Source organism: Marinomonas primoryensis, assembly GCF_013372285.1.
Lineage (GTDB): Bacteria > Pseudomonadota > Gammaproteobacteria > Pseudomonadales > Marinomonadaceae > Marinomonas > Marinomonas primoryensis.
This window is the reverse complement of sequence record NZ_CP054301.1, coordinates 2569567-2589338: the sequence shown is the minus strand read 5'-3', so window position 1 is coordinate 2589338 and position 19772 is coordinate 2569567. Positions and strand designations below refer to the sequence as shown.

10 protein-coding genes are annotated in these 19772 nt (G+C 44.5%); 4 read left to right on the top strand and 6 right to left on the bottom strand.

Translation table 11 applies throughout. The features are described 5' to 3' along the window. Positions 1-8: 8 nt before the first annotated feature. Both MP3633_RS11990 and entS read left to right on the top strand, forming a co-directional pair. Positions 9-8654, top strand: coding sequence for a non-ribosomal peptide synthetase (locus MP3633_RS11990; RefSeq protein WP_176335714.1), 8646 nt, complete (start codon positions 9-11; stop codon positions 8652-8654). Positions 8655-8700: 46 nt separating this feature from the next. After that, positions 8701-9999, top strand: coding sequence for an enterobactin transporter EntS (gene entS / locus MP3633_RS11985; protein ID WP_176335713.1), 1299 nt, complete (start codon positions 8701-8703; stop codon positions 9997-9999). 73 nt (positions 10000-10072) lie between these two features. Here entS and MP3633_RS11980 read toward each other — a convergent pair whose 3' ends face one another. From MP3633_RS11980 to MP3633_RS11960, 5 genes are all read right to left on the bottom strand, one after another. After that, positions 10073-10870 (bottom strand): ABC transporter ATP-binding protein, encoded by a 798-nt coding sequence (locus MP3633_RS11980; RefSeq protein ID WP_176335712.1) that lies wholly within the window; start codon positions 10868-10870, stop codon positions 10073-10075. Continuing rightward, complete coding sequence (locus MP3633_RS11975) at positions 10867-11883, bottom strand: FecCD family ABC transporter permease (RefSeq protein WP_176335711.1); 1017 nt, start codon at positions 11881-11883, stop codon at positions 10867-10869. Before MP3633_RS11975 ends, MP3633_RS11980 begins: the two co-directional genes overlap by 4 nt. After that, on the bottom strand, positions 11880-12941 hold the full coding sequence (fepD, locus tag MP3633_RS11970; RefSeq protein ID WP_176335710.1) for a Fe(3+)-siderophore ABC transporter permease: 1062 nt from the start codon (positions 12939-12941) through the stop codon (positions 11880-11882). The genes MP3633_RS11975 and fepD overlap by 4 nt, the downstream gene beginning before the upstream one ends. Further along, positions 12931-13959, bottom strand: coding sequence for a Fe2+-enterobactin ABC transporter substrate-binding protein (fepB, locus tag MP3633_RS11965; RefSeq protein WP_176335709.1), 1029 nt, complete (start codon positions 13957-13959; stop codon positions 12931-12933). The genes fepD and fepB overlap by 11 nt, the downstream gene beginning before the upstream one ends. A gap of 106 nt (positions 13960-14065) precedes the next feature. Then, a complete protein-coding gene (locus MP3633_RS11960; protein WP_244959621.1) occupies positions 14066-15451 on the bottom strand; it encodes a glycosyl hydrolase family 79 N-terminal domain-containing protein in 1386 nt (461 codons plus the stop codon). 193 nt (positions 15452-15644) lie between these two features. Here MP3633_RS11960 and MP3633_RS11955 point away from each other — a divergent pair, with 193 nt between their 5' ends. Next, the gene (locus MP3633_RS11955) at positions 15645-16172 is read left to right on the top strand and encodes a lipocalin family protein (RefSeq protein WP_112137900.1); all 528 of its coding nucleotides are present in this window, start codon (positions 15645-15647) and stop codon (positions 16170-16172) included. Positions 16173-16192: 20 nt separating this feature from the next. Here MP3633_RS11955 and MP3633_RS11950 read toward each other — a convergent pair whose 3' ends face one another. Beyond that, positions 16193-16741, bottom strand: a complete 549-nt coding sequence (locus MP3633_RS11950) for a hypothetical protein (protein ID WP_176335708.1) — start codon at positions 16739-16741, stop codon at positions 16193-16195. A 684-nt stretch (positions 16742-17425) separates the two neighbouring features. Here MP3633_RS11950 and MP3633_RS11945 point away from each other — a divergent pair. Then, the gene (locus MP3633_RS11945; protein WP_176335707.1) at positions 17426-19768 is read left to right on the top strand and encodes a PAS domain-containing hybrid sensor histidine kinase/response regulator; all 2343 of its coding nucleotides are present in this window, start codon (positions 17426-17428) and stop codon (positions 19766-19768) included. Positions 19769-19772 lie beyond the last annotated feature (4 nt).

The window sequence follows — 19772 nt, the reverse complement described above, 5'->3', positions numbered from 1 at the left end:
AGTCTGATATGGAAAACAATACAGCAACGCGTTTTGCGCCCCTAAACGTACTGGCCAATAACGCCATGGTTCCTCTTACCGATGTACAAATGGGAATCTGGCTGGCCGATCATATTTCATCGCAAGGTAATGCCTTCACCATAGCTCATAAAGTTCATATTAGTGGCGATATTGATGCTGCATGCTTGCTTGAGGCCATTCAGATTGGGCTTAAAGAATCGGATACGATTAATGCGGTATATCGTGACTACGATGGTGTTCCCATTCAACATCTTGGATGTTGTGACGTCGATGTCGCTCCCGTTCCCGTTTCTGAGTCGCTTGATTTATCAAATGATGCCGATGCTCAAAAAAACATGGACTTGCTCATTCAGCAAGATTTAGACGCTGAACTGTCGCTGTCTTCTGCTACACCACTGGTTCGTCAAATTGTCTTTAAAGTGTCAGATCAACAGACGGTTTGGTATCAACGTTTTCATCATATTATGCTCGACGGTTTCAGCTTTAATGTGTTTACCGCGAGAGTGTCGGGTATTTATCAGTCGCTCATTCAGCAAAAAACAACGACTCAAACACCATACCGTTCTTTTTATGATGTTGTGGACGAAGAAAAAAGTTACAAAGCATCAGATAAGTATGATCGAGACAAGGCATTCTGGCAGGCGTACTGCTCTGACTTGCCGAATGTGGTGAGTTTATCTAATGGCGTTACCCCAATCGCGACAGAAAATGGTTTTGCCTCGCAACGGTTGATTCGATTAAACAGCTGCATTTGTGGTGACCGATTGCAGGCGTGTTTAAGTAGGTCGCCTTCGTCAAAGTTAACGGTTGCAGATTTGGCAATGGGGTTAGTATCCGCCTATTTGATTAGAGTAAGCGGGCAATGGCGAATGCCAGTTGGCTTTCCGTTTATGGGGCGCGTTGGTAGTGTTGCTTTGAACACACTTGGCCCTGTAGTGAATGTGCTTCCGGTGATCGTTGAAGGTGAATTGGGCGATACCATTTTTGATCTCACGTTGCGTATCAAGCGAGACCTGAAAAAAATACGAAAACATCAAAAATACAACGGCGAACAAATTGCTCGTGATTTGAGCCGGGTGGGCGAGGCGTTATATGGGCCGACATTGAATCTGCGCTTATTTGACTATGACCTTTCATTCGGTGATGCCACCGCAACAATAGAGCACCTTGCAGCAGGCCCTGTAGAAGATCTTGATTTTGGAATGCACTTTGATAAAGGTGACTTGCACATTGAGTGGGTCGGTAATGATCAAAAATACGATGCTGAATCGCTACAAATTCACGTAGACCGCTTTATTGAATTCACTGAAAAACTTCTTGCTGCGCCCGATGCTTTCATTGCGGATATTTCGGTTTTGCGCGCTGTGGAACAATCAATGATTACGGATTGGCAACAAGGAGCCGTGACGGTAGACAGTGGTTATTCTAGTTTGATTGAGCAGTTTTATAATTTAGAGCATTTCAAAAATCTAGATAAAGGGTTGGCTTCTGCACCGGCTTTGGTTGTAAAAGGACAATCCATTAGTTTTGCTGAAATACAGGGCAATATTGCGAAATGGTCACAGGTTCTGAGCGACTTCGGGGTAGGAAAAGGCGATTGTGTGGGTCTTGCTTTGCCGCGAGACGAACGAATGATTTATGCCCTAATGGCAACGATGGGACTTGGCGCTCATTATTTGCCAATTGACCCAACGTACCCGCAAGATCGAATTGATTGGATGCTGGAAGATGCGGCGCCTAAACTGTTATTGACGGACTCAGAAAAGGCTTTTGAAAAGAGTGGTAATGTGACGGTTCAAAACATTGAAGCGTCATCATTTTTACTGTCTTTGAATCAAAAAAACGCTTCCAATCTTATTGTTAACTTACCTTCACCGAATGATATTGCTTATATCATGTATACCTCAGGCTCTACGGGGAGACCCAAAGGCGTTGTTATTGCTCATAAAGGCTTGGTTAATGTTGCTTTCTCCCATTGGCGACGTGACGGTGAGGCGTTAGCCGCTAAGGTTCAGAATGTTAATGCCATGTTGACGGCTTCATTTTCGTTCGATACCAGTTGGGATCTCATGTATTGGCTGTGTTTTGGACACACTTTGCATATTGTCGAAGATGATATTTGCAAAGATCCAGAGCTTATACAGAATTACTATAATGAGCATAATATTCATGCCGCCGATTTACCGCCAAGTGTTCTATCTCAGCTATTGGATCTTGGGGCAATAGAGTCTGGTCAGCATTTTCCTGAATTAATGTATGTGGGCGGGGAGGCGGCGTCTTCTCGCCTTTGGCAGCAAATACGTTGTTACCCATCACTAAAAGTCAGAAACTATTATGGTCCGACTGAAAATACCATTGATAGTTTAGGTGCGGGCGTTGAAGACACTGAGCAGGTTGTGATTGGTCGTCCCATCGCCAACACTGAATCCTATATTCTGGATTCCAGCCTTTCTCCTGTCGCCATTGGTATTCCCGGTGAGTTGTATGTGTCAGGCCCTGGGCTGGCATACGGTTACCTTAATCAAACGTCGTTAACATCAACTCGATTTATTGCCAATCCCTATAAACTGGGTGAAAGAATGTATCGAACAGGTGATTTGGTAAGGTGGCTAGAAGGTGGGCATGTTGAATATATTGGTCGTACCGATCATCAGGTACAAATCCGCGGGCACCGTGTTGAACCGGGAGAAGTTGAAGCCTCGTTAAATAGACTTGAAGGCGTAACGGCTAGCGTGGTGGTGGCGAATAAACAAGGTAGTACGCATCGTCTGGACGCTTATTGTCTTGTTGACGTGAATAGCGTCAATGTAGAGAGCCCTCAAACGTTGTCCGTAACATTAATGGACACTTTATCTCAGCAACTTCCTGCCTATATGGTACCTGCCACCATAACCGTATTGGAACGTTTCCCACTTAACACCAATGGGAAAGTTGATCGTAACGCTTTGCCGGCGCCTGTCGTGATTCGTCAACACAGTGCTTTGCCTAAAAGTGAGCAAGAAATCGTGTTGTGTCAGTTAGTTCAGCAGGTGCTAAATCTTGATTCCGTCTTTGTTGATGATGACTTTTTTGCATTAGGCGGAGACAGTATTGTCGCTATGTCACTAGGAGGGTTAGCACGAAAAAAAGGCTATTCTTTACGCGCGAAAGACGTATTCGAAAGCCGAATTATCCGTGTTATGGCAACACGATTGTCGCCGCTTGATGACACAAAAACATTGCCAAGTATTCATTCAGGACGCTTGGCTGAACTGCCTATTTATCGCTGGATGCAAGAATCAGGCGGCTTAAACCTAGCGTATTTTCAAGCAATTTTTGTTGCGTTACCGAACTCAATGACGCCGCAAAAATTTGAACAAGTATTAGCTAAACTGATGGCGGCCCACGGAGTTCTTAACGCACAAGTTTATGATTCTCACCTTGAGATATCTGATACTTCCTCAGCTGTTACTGTTCAGTTTTTTACGCAAGAGAGCGGTGGTTTGTCGACACTGGCAGACCGCGCTTTTGAACAGCTAGTTCAGACACCAACTCATACTCAAATCCAAACCCAAGCCCAAGCCCAAACAGAACTGGGCCAGTCTTTCGCTGCTATGCGAGTAGGTTATTTGCATGCGGATAACCAAAACGCTGCCGTATTTGCCCTGCATCATACAATAGTGGATGGGGTATCGTGGCGGATTCTTCTTGCGGATTTATCGAGTTTATTGTCAGGCTCTGATAGTCAGTTATCAGTGTCACCAAACAGTTTATTAGACTGGCAAAAATCCTTGCAAAGCGAAATGCCACGCTGGTTGTCTGAGAAAAAATATTGGTTGGAGCAATTAGAAGGAAGACCGTTATTTGAGCGTCAGGCATCAAATGAACGAGCGCACCGACGTGTCATGTTAGATATAAAAACCTCAACATTGTTACTGGAAGTTTTACCTAAACAGTATCGGTGCCAACCACAAGAAGCGCTGTTAAGTGTTTTGTATCTTGCTCTTGCTCGGCAATATAAGACGACAGATATTTCGATGATGATGGAATCCCATGGCCGGGCGGACATCAGCGATCTTGATTTAACCCGAACCTTAGGTTGGTTCACCGCAGAATACCCAGTACGCATGATGGGACAAAAGACGTTACTGTCCAAATTGAACTCACTCAAAGTGGATGACGTACCTTATGAAACCATTGTTCAATTAGTTCGTCGAGCTTTACTTAAAGTACCCAATGATGGTGTGGGTTATGGCGTGCTTCGGTATATGAATGACAGTACTCGTCAAATTTTCTCCGATTTAGAAGCAACGGCGTCACCACAGATTCTCTTTAATTACCTTGGTCGTTTTCAGCAGGGCGAGCTTTCGTTACTGCAAGGCGAGCGTTACTTCCAAGACACATTTGAAGTGCATCAATCGGATCAATTGAACTCTGCCCATGCGTTGGAATTAAACCTATTTGTGGATGATCGTCATGGCACATCACAGTTGGCCATTCATGTTGGGCATGATGTCAATCAAGTACCGCCTCAGCAAATAGAGGCACTTTTAAGCGCACTGACTAATATTGCGTCCTCCATGAGCCAGTTTGCAGACACTCATCAAGCCATCGCTGCCGACACCTTGGTTGCTGAAGATCTGAAAAGCCTTGATCTACATGAGCAAAATATGGACGCGTTAAGAAGTCAATACGGTGCCTTGCAAGCCATATTGCCGGCTTTACCGTTGCAAGAAGGCCTGCTTTTCCATGCTCAACTAGAGCAAGATACTGATGCAAAAGATGCGGGTTACAGTTCTTTGGCTCGCTTAACTTTTTCTGGAAGTATGGACATAGAGCGATTAAAAGATTCGTTAGGAGCGGTCATAGAAAAGCACCCCCAGTTGGGCGCCTTGTTTGATTTTTCCCAAGGCGACACGGCACTACAAATTTTGCCATGGAGACGCTCCAGCGAACGCAAAAGCTGGTGGCCTGTGGACGTTATCGATTTAAGGCATCAAGACGGCACGACGCAACAAGAACAGCTAAAAAAGATAGAGCAGCAAGAGTTAAGTCGAGATTTTATGGCCTTTCAATCGGCAGGTATTCCGCTGTTGAATGCTGTTTTGGTGAGCTTATCGGAACAGCGACATTGTTTGTTCTTAAACGCGCATCACTTGGTGGTAGATGGCTGGTCAACGCCGATTATGTTGCGTGACTTGGTCAACGCTTATGGCGGTGATTTGGTTGAACTGGAGGCGGTTCCTGTGCCATACACTTGGGTTGTTGAGCAACTAATGGCGCGCGATAAACACGCCATGCGAGAAGCGTGGAAAGAGGCGTTAGATAATGCCATGCCGACGTTGTTGTTTGCCGACACACCACCTACAGAGCAAGTGACAACGCATACGCTAACATTAGAAGCGGATCAATTCGCTACATTAAAAGGTTTTTATCAAAGTAAAGGGCTGACCTTAAACAGTGTACTGCAAACTCTATGGGCAAACGTATTGTCTGCTTTGACTGGACGTTCTGATGTGGTATTTGGGACGCCAATTTCTGGGCGCTTTGGCAGCGTGGCTGGAATAGAAGAGCATATTGGATTATTCAGTAATACCGTGCCAGTACGTGTGCAGTTACAGCCAGAACTGACGTTATGGCAGCAAATGCAACAGGTTCAGAATGAACAAATTGGGTTGTTGGAGCACGACGGATTAGGTTTGGCCGAAATCCAACGACTCGGTGGGCATGGTAATTTATTCGATACCTTGCTAGTGGTAGAAAACTTCCCTGAACAGGCCGATTTGTTCAGCCAGTGTTATCAAGGCTTAAAGCTTGAAGATGTGTATAACCGAGGTTTTACACATTATCCATTGACGGTGTTGGCGTTGCCAAGCGAGCAGTTGAATTTGCTGTTCGAATATCGAGGTGGCGATGAAATTCAGACTTTGATAGCGCGTTTTAATGCGTTATTGAAAACGCTGCTACTTGAAGACGTGACAGCTCAACAAACGCTGGATTTTCGTCTTCCGTCAGAAAAAACCTTGATTACCGACTTGAATCAGACGTCACACTTGCTACCTCAAATAACGCTTCGGGACGCTTTGGTTGAGCAGGCGCTTCTGACACCGAATCAGATTTGCTTATCGGATGACGAGCATCAGTTAACGTATTTACAGGCTCGCTACGAAGTGATCGCTTTGGCGAAAAACTTGCAATCGTTAGGGGTTCAATCGGGCGATATCGTCGCGGTGGCTCTTCCTCGCTCGGTGAAGTTAAGTCTTGCCCTATGGGCGATTATCGAAGTGGGGGCGGCGTATCTGCCTCTTGATACAGGTTATCCAGATGATCGACTCAATTACATGCTGGAGGATGCAAAGCCAGCCGCTTTAATCACCTTAGCAAAAGAAGCGTCCCGTTTTGAAATGGATGGGAAACGTTATCTTTACGATGCGCCTATTACACCAGTGAGTGACGCACAACGAGAGCAAGTCATAAACTCGTGGAAAGCGCCAGCTCTTAGCGTTAACGGGTCGGCGTATTTGCTCTATACCTCTGGCTCTACGGGTCGTCCTAAAGGCGTGTTGGTATCTCATCAAGCCATCGTAAATCGAATTCTTTGGATGCAGGATGAATACCCACTGGCGAGCCATGATGTCGTTTTACAAAAAACGCCATGTAGCTTTGATGTCTCTGTTTGGGAGTTTTTCTGGAGCGCTATGGTCGGTGCTAAATTGCACATGGCACCACCAGATTCTCATCGTGATCCTATTCAGCTTCAACAGTTAATTGTTGATCATAACATCACCACATTGCATTTTGTGCCTTCTATGCTGGCGGCATTTGTCACGTCATTAGACGATGAAAAAGTGGGCACTTGCCACACGTTAGAACGTGTTTTTTGCAGTGGTGAAGCCTTGCCAATGGCGCTTTCTAAACAGTTTGAAAAGGAGGTTGGCTGTGAACTTCATAACTTATATGGTCCAACGGAAGCCGCGGTGGACGTGACGTATTACCCTGCATTTGGTGATGGTCTGGCTCAAGTAAAAGCAACGGGGGTACCAATTGGTTATCCGGTTTGGAATACTCAATTACGAATACTGGACGATTTTTTACGGCCCGTTCCGATTGGCGTGGCAGGTGAATTGTATTTGTGCGGTGTGCAATTAGCGGATGGGTATTGGCGCCGCCCAGAGCTATGTGCGGTACGATTTGTCGCTGACCCTGAAAGTGATGGCGAGCGAATGTATCGTACTGGTGACGTGGTTCGTTGGTTAGACAGCGGCGCGATTGAATACCTTGGTCGTAGTGATGATCAGCTTAAAATCCGCGGTCAGCGTATTGAGTTAGGTGAGATCGAGCAAGTCCTAGCGGCACAAACAGGCGTAGAGCAATCAGTAGTGGTTGCCAAATCATGGGGGCAGGAAAGTAATGCGATGGGGGTTGATGCACGCCAGCTTGTCGCTTATGTCACGAGTAAAAACAGCACGAGTCAAAATAGCACGGGCAAAGTAAACAAACTGGATACAGTGAGTATTCGTAACGCCATGAGCGAACAAATTCCTGCACACATGGTACCTGTTGCTGTGTTGCAATTGGAAACTATGCCGCTGAGCGCCAATGGCAAGTTGGACCGCAAAGCGCTGCCGTTACCGTCTGACTTGTTAGAGCCGACACAAGGAAGAGTGCTTAAGCTAGGGATTGAAACAGAGATAGCAAACGCTTTCTCTAATGTGCTGGGTGTCACGGGATTGAGTGCGAGTGATGATTTCTTTGCTTTAGGCGGGCATTCCATTCTGGCGGTACGCCTAGTGTCGGAGTTGCGTAAAGCCTTGAAGCTTAATGTCACCGTGGGACAGATCATGGTGTCTCCTAGTATCGAAAAACTGGCTCATGTACTCAGCAATCAAGACCTTGCTAACAGTCGTGAATTGTCTGGTTTTGGTTCAGTGTTGCCGATTAAACAAGGGGCCGGCACGCCCATTTTTTGTATTCACCCCGCTTCTGGTTTTGCGTGGCAATACACTGGGTTCGCTCGATATCTTTCTCAGACTTGTCCAATGATTGGTTTGCAGTCGCCACGGCCAGATGGCCCGATTGCATCACAAAGCAATATGCCTGATGTGGTGGAACAGCATTTGAAGGTGTTAAAGGCGCGTCAACCGTCTGGGCCTTATCGACTTATTGGTTATTCTCTTGGTGGCGCCATTGCCCATGGTCTTGCGGTTCGATTGCAAGAAATGGGTGAAGAAGTCAGCTTCCTAGGCCTTTTAGATACCTATCCACCTGATGAGCAAGATTGGTCAGGGTCGGTCGATACGGAAGCCCAAGAAGAAGTTGAACGTGAAAAAGCGCAATTCATGGAAACCTCTGAGGATACTTTAGACGAGCAAATGACGGTCGAGCGAGATGCGATGTTTGCCGATATTGTGAAAAATTACGCGGACTCGGTTGCTTTACTGTCGAAGGCGAAATCGCAACGTTATCACGGTAAGGCCGTGCTATTTGTCGCGGATAAAACCGTTCCAGAAGGTATGGATATTCAAGTCACTTGGTCGCCTTATGTGGATACTCTTGAAGAGCATCATTTTGATTTTGCTCATGAAGATATTTTATCCCCCGAAGCGCTTGTGGTGCTTGGTCCTGTGTTCAATCAGCTAGTGTCAGCCTTGTAATGTATTCGTGCGCGGCATGAAGCCGCGCCAAACTTAAAGAGTCGTTATGTCAAAATCAAAGATCATGTTGGATTTTAGTCTGCTAAAAACCAACGCTAATTTCCGCGCTATTTTCATTGCCCGTTTGATGTCTGTATTGGGCATAGGTATGTTGAATGTGGCGGTGCCAGTACAAATTTATGAGTTAACAGGGTCTAGCTTACAGGTTGGTTTTGCTGTCGCGTTAGATGGCATGGGCATGTTTGTAGGACTGATGTTGGGCGGTGTTTTGGCCGACAGGATGGATCGTAAATGGCTGATTTTAGCCTCGCGCTTTATTTGTGGTGTGGGGTTTGTACTGCTGGCATTGAATGCGTACCTTTCTGAGCCAAGCCTTTGGGCTGTTTATGCCATTTCACTGTGGGATGGTTTCTTCAGCGCCATTGGACTGACCGCATTAATGGCGTCTATTCCTCATTTGGTTGGACGAGAAAATATTCCTACCGCAGGCGCATTGAGCATGCTGGTTGTTCGCATTGGTTCGGTCATTTCACCTGCCATAGCGGGTGTGGTGATTGTGTCATTTGGTGTTACTTGGAATTACACCTTGGCCGCTATTGGCACTCTTTGCACCCTGATTACGTTGGTGACTTTGCCGAACATGAAGCCAGAAAAAGGTGGTCCACAAGAGCATCCCATTAAATCTTTATTGGATGGTTTTACTTTTGTCTTTACGCATAAAGTGATTCGCGCTGTGGTGGCGTTAGGCACGCTAGAGGCCGTTACCAAATCCATTCGAATTTTGTTCCCTGCTTTGGCGGCAACGGCTTTTGGCGGTGGGGCGTTTGAGGTCGGCCTTATGTATTCCGCTGTGCCAGTGGGGTCAACTTTAGGTGCATTAACCAGTGGTTGGATACGCGGTTTACGGCGTCCAGGCGTGGTGATGCTAATAACGGCTTTCTTGTCTTTTTTATGTGTTGCGTCTTTGGGGGTAATGGGGCATTTAGCGTTGATGCTAGGGGCGTTAGCGGTGTTTGGTTATCTTGGTTCTATTGGCGGTTTACTGCAGTATTCGATTGTACAAGGCCATACACCGGATAATATGTTGGGTCGAATTGGTAGTTTTTGGACGGCGCAAGATGTCGTCGGCGACTCTGCTGGGGCATTAGGGATTGGGGTGATTGTCAAAGTACTGTCGCCGGTGATGGGGCTGGTAAGTCTAGGGCTTGGCTGTGCCGTAGCAACTTTGTTTGTCGGCGCGGGCGTTCGATCACTTCGAGAAGCTAGTTGGATTGATACCAGCCTTTTCCCGCCAGAGCCTGACGCTATGAAAGACACAAAGAATACTGTGGCTGAAGTGGCATAACGAAGAATAAGACACTAAATAAAGCGGCGATGAGCCATTCATCGCCGCTTTATTTTTGCTGTTGTTTTTGCTGTTATTGTCGGCCTTTTGGAATGACCAATGGTGTGCCTGAAATGGGATCTTCTAAAATAATACAAGGCAGTCCGAATACCGTTTCAATTAATGTCTCCGTGACAATGTCATTAGGTGTGCCTGTGGCGACAACTTGTCCAGACTTCATGGCGATCAGGTTATCAGCGTATCGACAGGCGTGGTTAAGATCATGTAATACGGCCACTATGGTATGGCCTTGTAGTCGGTTCAAATCTTGAAATAAATCCATTAATTCAATCTGATGGGCAATGTCCAAATACGTGGTTGGTTCGTCCAGTAATAGCAGAGGTGTTTTTTGCGCTAACGCCATAGCAACCCAAACACGCTGTCGTTGTCCACCGGACAATTGATCTACATTAAGTTGGGCAAAGTGGGTGATGTCCGTTGCTTTCATTGCTGCATCCACCGCATCTTGATCTTGTTCACGCCAAGGCTGAAACCATTTTTGGTGAGGAAAGCGTCCACGGGCAACCAGGTCGACTACTTTAATACCGTCTGGAGCAATGGCGCTTTGTGGTAGCAGGCCTAATATTTTTGCAACATCACGAGTTGCCAGTGAATGGATGTTTTTTCCATTAAGTAAAACTTGGCCGGATTGTGGTTTAAGTAGCCGGCTCATCGCGCGTAACAAGGTGGACTTTCCACAGCCGTTTGGTCCGACGATAACGCTGAATTTACCCTCAGGAATATGAATGGAAAGGTCTTGTGTAATGATGTTTTGGTCATAACTTAGGGTGACTGATTCTGTGCCAAGTGAAATGGATGATTGCGATGTCATAGTTTGCCTTCCCGAGTAATCAAATAGACTAGATAAATGCCACCCAAACTGATGGTAACCAGTCCTACCGGTAGGGTGGAATTTTCCCAACCGTGTTGTGCAATAAAGTCAGCAAGTAGCAATAATATCGCGCCAACCAAAGCTGAAGAACCGAGCGACACATTGGCGCTATTCGCCAAACGACGGGCAATTTGTGGCGCTGCAAGCGAGATAAAGGCAATAGGGCCTGTAATGGCGGTGGCAACGGCGGTGAGTGCCACGCCGACAAACATTAATATAAGGCGACTCTTGTTAACCGACACTCCCAAGGCTGCAGCGGTGTCGTCGCCCATTTCTAATAATTTCATGCGCGTATTCAGTAGGAAAGCACAGATCAGAAAGACCGTAATCAAGAGTGCAGCGGGAAGGATGCGAGACCATGTCATACCATTTAACGATCCGGCACTCCACAAGGCTGCTGTCATGGCGGTTTCCAATGATACAGTGAGTGACAACCATTGGTTAAAAGCGGTGAGCGTTGCGCTAATGGCGATGCCAACAATGATCAAACGGAAGCCAGAATGACCATCCCGATAGGCGAACAAATAGACCAGTAGCGCAGAAAATAGCCCACCTAAAATGGCACTGAAAACACTTAGCCAATATAAATTGCCAAACAGTGCGATGGAGATCAAAACGCCCGTAAAAGCTCCTACGTTAAAGCCCGTTATGTCTGGGCTACCAAGCGGGTTACGCACCAACGATTGAAACACTGCGCCACTGACGCCAAGCGCTGCGCCAATGATCAGCGCCGCAAATAAGCGAGAAGCTCGCCATTGCCATACCACGATAGACTGATAACGATCAGCGCTCCCTGTTACTAATTGCCAAATATCGTGAAAATTATTGGTAATGTGTTCACCAAAAAATAACGTGGCGAAGATGAGCAGTAAGCTGAAGAGTGTCGTGATGAGAGTAGGTAGTGTGGTTGCCAACGGGGTAGAAGCGTTTTTGGACAAAAAGCGGTTTTTCATAATCCTGTCGCACCTTTTCTTCGCACCAAATAAATTAAGATTGGCGCACCGATAAAAGCAGTCACAATCGAGACTCGCAGTTCGCCAGTAATCAATACTCGCCCAATAATATCTGCGCTTAATAGCAGAATAGGCGTCAAAATAAAGCTGAAAGGAATAATCCAGCGTTGATCTGGACCGACCATCCAGCGGGCTATATGGGGCATCATCAAGCTGACAAAGCCAATGGGCCCTGCGGCGGCGGTTGCGGCGCCACAAAGCAGAGTAATCGCTATCAACCCCACTACTTGGATTCGAGCGGGTTTACTTCCCAGTGCAGCGGCTAAGGAATCTCCTAAGCTAAATGCGTTTAAAGCAGGTGTAATGGCAACAGCCAGAAGGCAGCCAACGATAACCACAGGGGCAATAAACAGCGGTACAGACAGCGTTCGAATATCTAAACTGCCAACGGACCAAAAGCGAACTTGATCAAACGCGACCGGATTAAACAGTGTGAGAGCGGAACTTAACCCGCCAAAGACGGCGCCAATCGCCACGCCTGCTAAGGTCAGCTTAAGAGGGTCGACTTTTCCGCCTCCCATGCTGCCAACAAAATATACTAACAAACTGGCTAAGAAAGCACCGAGCGCCGCGTAATAGAAGAATTCAGTAAGCTGAGTCGCCCCCAGAAAAACAATAGCAATCGCGATAGCCAGACTGGCGCCTAAGTTAACGCCGAGTATGCCTGGGTCGGCAAGGGGGTTGCGAGTGATGGCTTGAATCAGTGCACCAGAGGTGCCAAGCGCCATGCCAACAAAAAGTCCGTTTAAGGTTCTAGGGAGTCGACCTTCAAAAATGATGATTTCGGCAATACCATGTTCTTTGCCGATTAAGACATTCCAAAGCTGATCTAGCGATAAGGGCTTTGCGCCAATGCATAAACTGGCCACCATAATGACAAATAATAAAAGGATGGAAGCCAGCAGCCAAGCGTAGCGCTTGTTGCTAGTCGTCGATGTCGTTGTATTAAGTGGCTTGGTATTAGGTATTTTTTCTCTCGCTAAGCTGTTACTGGACATGAGTTTGGTGTCCAAACTGAGTTTGTAATTGCTTGAGAAAGTTAGTGGCGCTGTAGTAGTCCAAGCGAAAGGTGTCATCACCCACCGCGAATACTTGGTTATTTTTTACGGCGCTTGTTTCACGTAAGTAATGGTTTTCTTTGAACGCTTTTTCTCTGTCCTTGGAAGCTGAAAATAACAGGACGGAGTTACCCATAACGGCATCTGGGAATCGCTCACCAGTGGCAATGACTATATCGTTACGCATGCCCATACTGATATTGCCTTTGACGGATTCTGGAATGTCAGCAATGGTGAATCCTAGTTCTTGTAAAATGCGACCTTGGGCGGACTCGGTTGTCCAAATGTTTGCGCCTGTGCCGTCTTGGTAATACACCATGGCAGTGGTTGGTTGAGGTGGTAGGGTGATCATCGATTTCGTTTCTTTTAAACTCTTTTCAAAGCGCTGTGTGATGGTTTTAGCTTGTTCTTCAAGGCCAAGAATGTTCCCCAAAATATCAGCCAGTTGAATCCAACTTTTGTCGTCATAGCCAATGACCAGAATGGGGGCTATGTCTTTTAGCTGATCGTAGAGTTTTAGTGCCGAGTCGCCACCCGTTGCAGAGATAATGATCAGGTCTGGATTCGCTTTGATAATGGCCTCAGCATTGGGCTCTGTTTGATAAAGCGGAATAACGCCTCGTTCGTCCGCTACGTTTGCCCATTGACGCATGAAACCTTGTTCTGCCGCGACGCTGGTGTTCGCCATGGTCGCGCCAGAAGCAACAAGTGGTGCATTGATTGCGAGTAATGTGCCAGACAAGGTGACGCTGGTGGAAACAATCCTGCTTGGTTGTTTATCTAGAGTGAGCAAACCTTCACGAGTCATGATGCTTCTGGGCCATCCAGAGTTGTTTTTCTCGACCTGACCTATTTTTAATAAAGAGGTTTGTGATGACGTTTGATCGCAGGCCGCCAGAAAAAAACAAAAAACAAAGAGTGCTAAGAATCGACCAAATATCGGAATATTGTTAACCATGACTGAACCCTGTAGACCAAAAAGACCGCGTTATTATAGCGATGGGAAGTTATTAATTATACTATTGATAATCATTTTCATTATCTTTTGTTATTAATTTTCCTGTTCACACCGTAAAACACCAAAAACTAATACTGTAAGGGCTGACGAGGTTTAGCTTTGATAGCTTAGGGAAATCTTTTAAGGCCACTCGTCCTTTATTAAACTTAGGTTTGATGCCATTGATGCGAATTTTTTTTGAGGTGAGTGAATCTGCTGTGATTTCGAAACGTTTTTTCTTTGATCCAAATCCTTGGCAGTTCATAATTTTTGGCTTGGCCGACATGTTGATGATAAGCAGTGTGCATTTGCCTTCTTTTTTTGCACTGTGGCAGTAAGTTTGCACAAAAGGGTCGTTACTTTGTACGGCAAAAACGTCTTCACCCATTAGCTTTCCCCATAACCAGCTGACCCAATAATCAGGGTTTGGTTTTAACGTATTGCGATTGATTAGGGCATAGTCTCCACCAATTAGGCTTTGCCTTATCATGACTTTTTGGCCGATTTTCGCCCCTCGTCCTAATTGATCCGCCCACCAGAAACAGGAGACAAAACGATCAGACAGTTTGGCTTGTCCGCCGCATTGTGCTGAGCCTGTTTCTCCGGTCCAAAGTTCTGCTTTTGGTTGATATTGGTTGCGCCACTTATCGAGTTGCATCGAGTATTTTTCATAGTCCTTTAAAGAGTTTGGCGACAGGATATTGTTAATGGTGGCAGCGCGTGTTCTCACTGGCGAGCGGCTACTTTGGAAGGGGTAATAATGCCAATCTACGATGTCGATTTTTTCCTCTAGGCTTGCCAGAAAAGTGGATGAGATATTGCTTAGTGGTTTGACGGCCTCACCGATCCTCGGCCAAAAGGCACTGCCTGGACCGGCAATTTTACTGTGTGGACTGTGTTGTCGAACGCATCGAGTAAAGGTGTCGTAGTCTTTGGCGAGATTTTTGGCACTGGGTTGCGAGGTGAATCCGTGGAACGCCCAGTAAGCATTGAGCTCGTTGCCTAACTCAAGTACCTCGATAGTTTGTCCGTGCTCATGGCTGTATTTTAGTAATGATTCCACTTCATTCGATTGCCATGCGCCTTGTTGACGTCGCTCAAATAGGCCGTACTTTATGGTGAACATGAGGTGTAAAGCATGACGCTGGCAAAAGTCGTGTAGGTTATGCCACATTTCTTTTGTGAGAACGAGCGGATCAGGTTGCTCAGTAGAAGCGTTTTTGAGACTGGTAAAATAATGTACTTTATCGGCTTCTGACCCGCCAACGCGAACATAGGCAGGTCCAAGCGCTTTGATAAGTTGGTCTAGCTTTGGCTGGTTTAGATCTAACGGCTCGACACGCTGCGTTCCCAATCCTCGCTGGGTACCTTTACTGCCTTCCCACCAAAATCCGCCTGCCAGAACAGAGATATCGATAGAAAAAGACAAAAACCTCGCGTCAACCTTGGTCATTGGCGTCATACTGCTTAGACTCACAGACACGGTTTTATTCTGTTGCCTGATGCTTCTTCCATGCCGCCATGAATGTACTAATCTATTACTAAACAAGATGTTTGTTCCCGAGTAAACGATCTTAATAGACTGCAATAAGACTGTGACATTTGTATTAAGTAGTGAAACCTAAACGAGTTATAAGGATGACCATATGAAATATGTTGTTTGGATTATGTCGATTCTATTGGCGGGTTGTACTAGTGCGCCTAAAAATATTGATCCTGTTACTCAATTTCAGTTAGAGCGTTATTTAGGAACCTGGTATGAAATTGCTCGGCAAGATCATGCGTTTGAGGAGGGTCTGTCGAATGTAACCGCCACGTATTCTATGCGAGATGATGGTGGTGTGGCGGTATCAAATAGAGGCTATTCAGCAGACGATAAAGAATGGCGAGAAGCCACAGGGCGAGCATATTTTGTCAATTCTTCTGATGTTGGGCATTTAAAAGTGTCTTTCTTTGGGCCATTTTATGGTGCTTATGTGATCTTTGAATTGGATAAAAAAGACTACCAATACGCCATGGTGTCAGGCCCTAATCGAGATTTTTTTTGGTTATTATCAAGAACACCTACGATGCCAAAAGACGTAAAGCAAAGACTGTTCGCAAAAGCAGAGAAGCTAGGCTTTCAGATGGATAAACTGGTTAATGTGGTGCAAACCGAGACCATAATTCAGTAATGCTCTAATACACTGGATGGCTAGAAAAGAGCGCAAGTGACAGATTGTTTTGCTTCATCGTCAGAACAAACGGCCGCATACGCGTCTGGATTTTGAAGCAGTGCGTAATGATCATCTGAATCTCTGCATTGGGCGAGAAAAGCCTCATGTCGTTGGTCAAAATTCGCTCTTGTTATTTCATAGTCAACTTTTGAGTCGTCACCATCAAAGCGCTCTTCGGACGCTTCTACTTCTTTCCTATTAATACGATATGTTAGTTCGTTATAACGACGACGAATTTGATGGCAATAGGCACTATTGGGTGCGGTTTCTGCGCATTCGGTCATCGATGTTTCTAACTGCTTTTTTTCTTCTTGGTACTGTTTTAAAGAAAGCCATGCCTGATTTGTCTTGGTCTGTGTCTGATCGGAACGACGGGATAGAGTGTCTAATTTTATTTTTGCTTGGTTTAAACGCTCTTCTTTTACTAGACAGGCTTTCCCAAAAGTAATTAGATCATTGGCGTTAGCCAAATTAACAGACATAAATCCTAATAGAATCAAACCGAATTTAATGATAGGAATAGACATAAAGGTATTTAGCCTGCTTTTCGTCTTTGGTTAAATTTAAGCGGTAGTATAAGTGAATAAGGCGGTTTCTCTGTTGTGTTTATTATTTTAATGAGCCTTTGATTCTATTTGTTGTTACTTTTGTAATACATTTTTCATAATAACTAACGTCGAGAATACACTGTGTTTTTTAGAGAACATATGAAAATCGTTATCAGAAATAGGGTTTTCTTGCTCTCTTGATCTAGGGAGTCGTTAGTATTGTCTATATATTGGCGCTCTGTTGGTAATGAGGAGCCAGATAATGGTTCTCATTGGTGGTCAACTTATTGTGGACAACTTAATAATAATGGCCAAAAAAAGGGCAAGCTATTCAGTTGACGGTGTTTGTGTAGGTCCAAAAGTATGGGGTGGTCAATGGCTGCCTTTCTTATGAAGGTGAGCAGATAAGTCTACTTGGTTTCACCGATACCTTTGCCGACAAAAATATATTACAAAGTGTTAGCCTAAGTGATATATGTGTTGAAGACACATCACCCCATATCACTTGTCGGCCGTATAAACCAAGATGCTAGTGTTTTAGTGCTCTCTCGATGGTTGGCTAATTCAACTACGATTAAGAATCGTATCTTCAGGCAAACTATTTGAATTGGGAATTAACTAAAATCCACTGTTGAGTATTTATCAGATTGTGAAGGAAAACACATGAATTTAAGCCATGCTTTTAATAGAGAAGAGCACGATCAAACCGTAATCGATTGTTTTTTACAGATGTGGCGGTACTCTGCTGATTTGATGTTTATTATGGCTGTCGAAGAGGACGATGAGTTTTCTTTATACGACAATAATCCTGCTTCAAAAACAGTCATGGGACTTGAAGAAGGTGCTGAGATACACAGGCTAAATTTGCGTATGCAATTTGGTGATGAAATGGCGGAACAGGTCTATGCGACATACCGTCAAGTACTTCAAGCTAAAACCCCTATATCTATCGAACAAACTGGTGTGCGTGGAGACGGCAGTCGTATTTATTTTGATACTTTGTTTGTACCTATCTTTGATGAGTTAGGTAAGCCCATTTTTGTTTGTGGTGTGAGTCGCGATATTACCAAAATAAAAGACGCAGAATCGGTGGCATTAAAAGCCAATGAGAAACTTCTTGAATACAGCGTCGCGCTTGAAACGATAAATCAAGACCTTGACCGAAAAGTACAAGAACGAACCAAAGAATTAGAAAGTGCGAAGCGTACCGTAGAGGAATCATTGGAAGCCAAGTCCTCCTTTGTCGCCAGAATGAGCCATGAAATACGCACACCTATTAACGCGGTAATAGGATTAAGTCACTTAAGTCTTAAAACATCTTTAAATGATGAACAACAAGACTGTATGAATAAAATATTAGCCTCTGGTGAAGTTCTGCTTAGTCTTGTTAACGATGTGCTGGATTTTTCGAAGATCGAAGCGGGAAAAATGAGCATAGAAACCGTACCTTTTTCTCCTAGGTTGATTGTTCAGCATGCGATCAATATGAACACAACTAAGGCTCAAGAAAAAAAGCTGGCGTTGACAGTCGATATTTCTGCGTCACTACCGCCCATGCTCTTGGGTGATCCATTACGGATACAACAAGTGTTGGTCAATCTGGTAACGAATGCGGTTAAATTTACTGAACGCGGTGGTGTTTGCGTGCGCGTTTATTCTGATACCAATAATGGTCAAGGTGTTTTGTTAAGGTGCGATGTGATTGACACGGGTATAGGGATATCAAAAACGAATATAAAACAGCTCTTTCAATCGTTTCAGCAGGCAGACGACAGTATTACTCGGGTGTTTGGTGGAACCGGATTGGGTTTAACGATATCTCGTCAACTCTGTGACATTATGGGGGGCGACATTTGGGTAAACAGCGAAATAGGTCACGGCTCAACCTTCAGTTTCACGTTACCTCTTAATGTTTCGTCAAGCTTATCGCTTTCTATTGATCCAACGTTAAATGAAGAAAATAACATTCCTGATTTATCTCAATATAATTTGTTATTGGCAGAAGATAATCTAATAAATCAAAAAGTTATTCTAGGGTATCTAGATGATACGTCTATTAATGTAGACGTGGCAGGAAACGGCGAAGACGCCATTAATAAATTAGATAGTAAGAATTATGATATCGTTTTGATGGATATTCAAATGCCCATTATGGATGGATTAACAGCTACAAGACATATTAGATCGTCTAGTGTATATGGAAATATCCCCATTATTGCGATGACGGCCCATGTGTCTGAAGACGCAAAAAAGCAGTCTGCTCAGGCAGGTATGAATGCGCATTTAGATAAGCCAATTAAAAAAATCGATTTGTACAAAACTTTACAAAAACACTTACATGCAGAAACACAAGATAATCCCTTAAAAATGAATGATTTGTTTGTCTCTAATCAGGATTCCTCGTATGTTGAGGTATTGTCTAAAATGTCATCAATCGATACATTAGACATCAAAGGTGCAATAAACAATCTTGGTGGGAAAACAAGTCTATACCTCGATTTAGTAACGGCTTTTTATAATAAATACAAAGTGTTTACTATAGACAGATGTTTAGAAAGTAATATTGTCGATATTATTCATTCATTAAAATCGAACTCAGCTTATATTGGAGCCTTTGATTTATCACTACATTGTTCTGAATTAGAGCGAAATATTCAGAACAATATGATCAGTTCAAAATTACTTGAACGTCTCGTTCAGACAGTAAATAAATTAGCTTATGAGCTAGAAAAAGTCTTAATACCTTATAATTCTTTGATTAACAGTGATGAAGGAGATCGGACGTTTTGTGCCGATGAACTGGCCAGTAAACTGGAAGTGATCGTCCCCTTGCTAAAAAAATCAGACTTCTTTGTAGAAAATCATTTTAGCCTATTGCGTAAGATGGTGAGAGGCACAAAGTATGCTTTAGATATTGAACACTTAATTTTTGATATAAAAGATGTCGAGTTTGAGGTTGCCGCTGTTAAAGCATCTCAGCTTATTTTCGAGCTTCAAGGTAATTAAATAC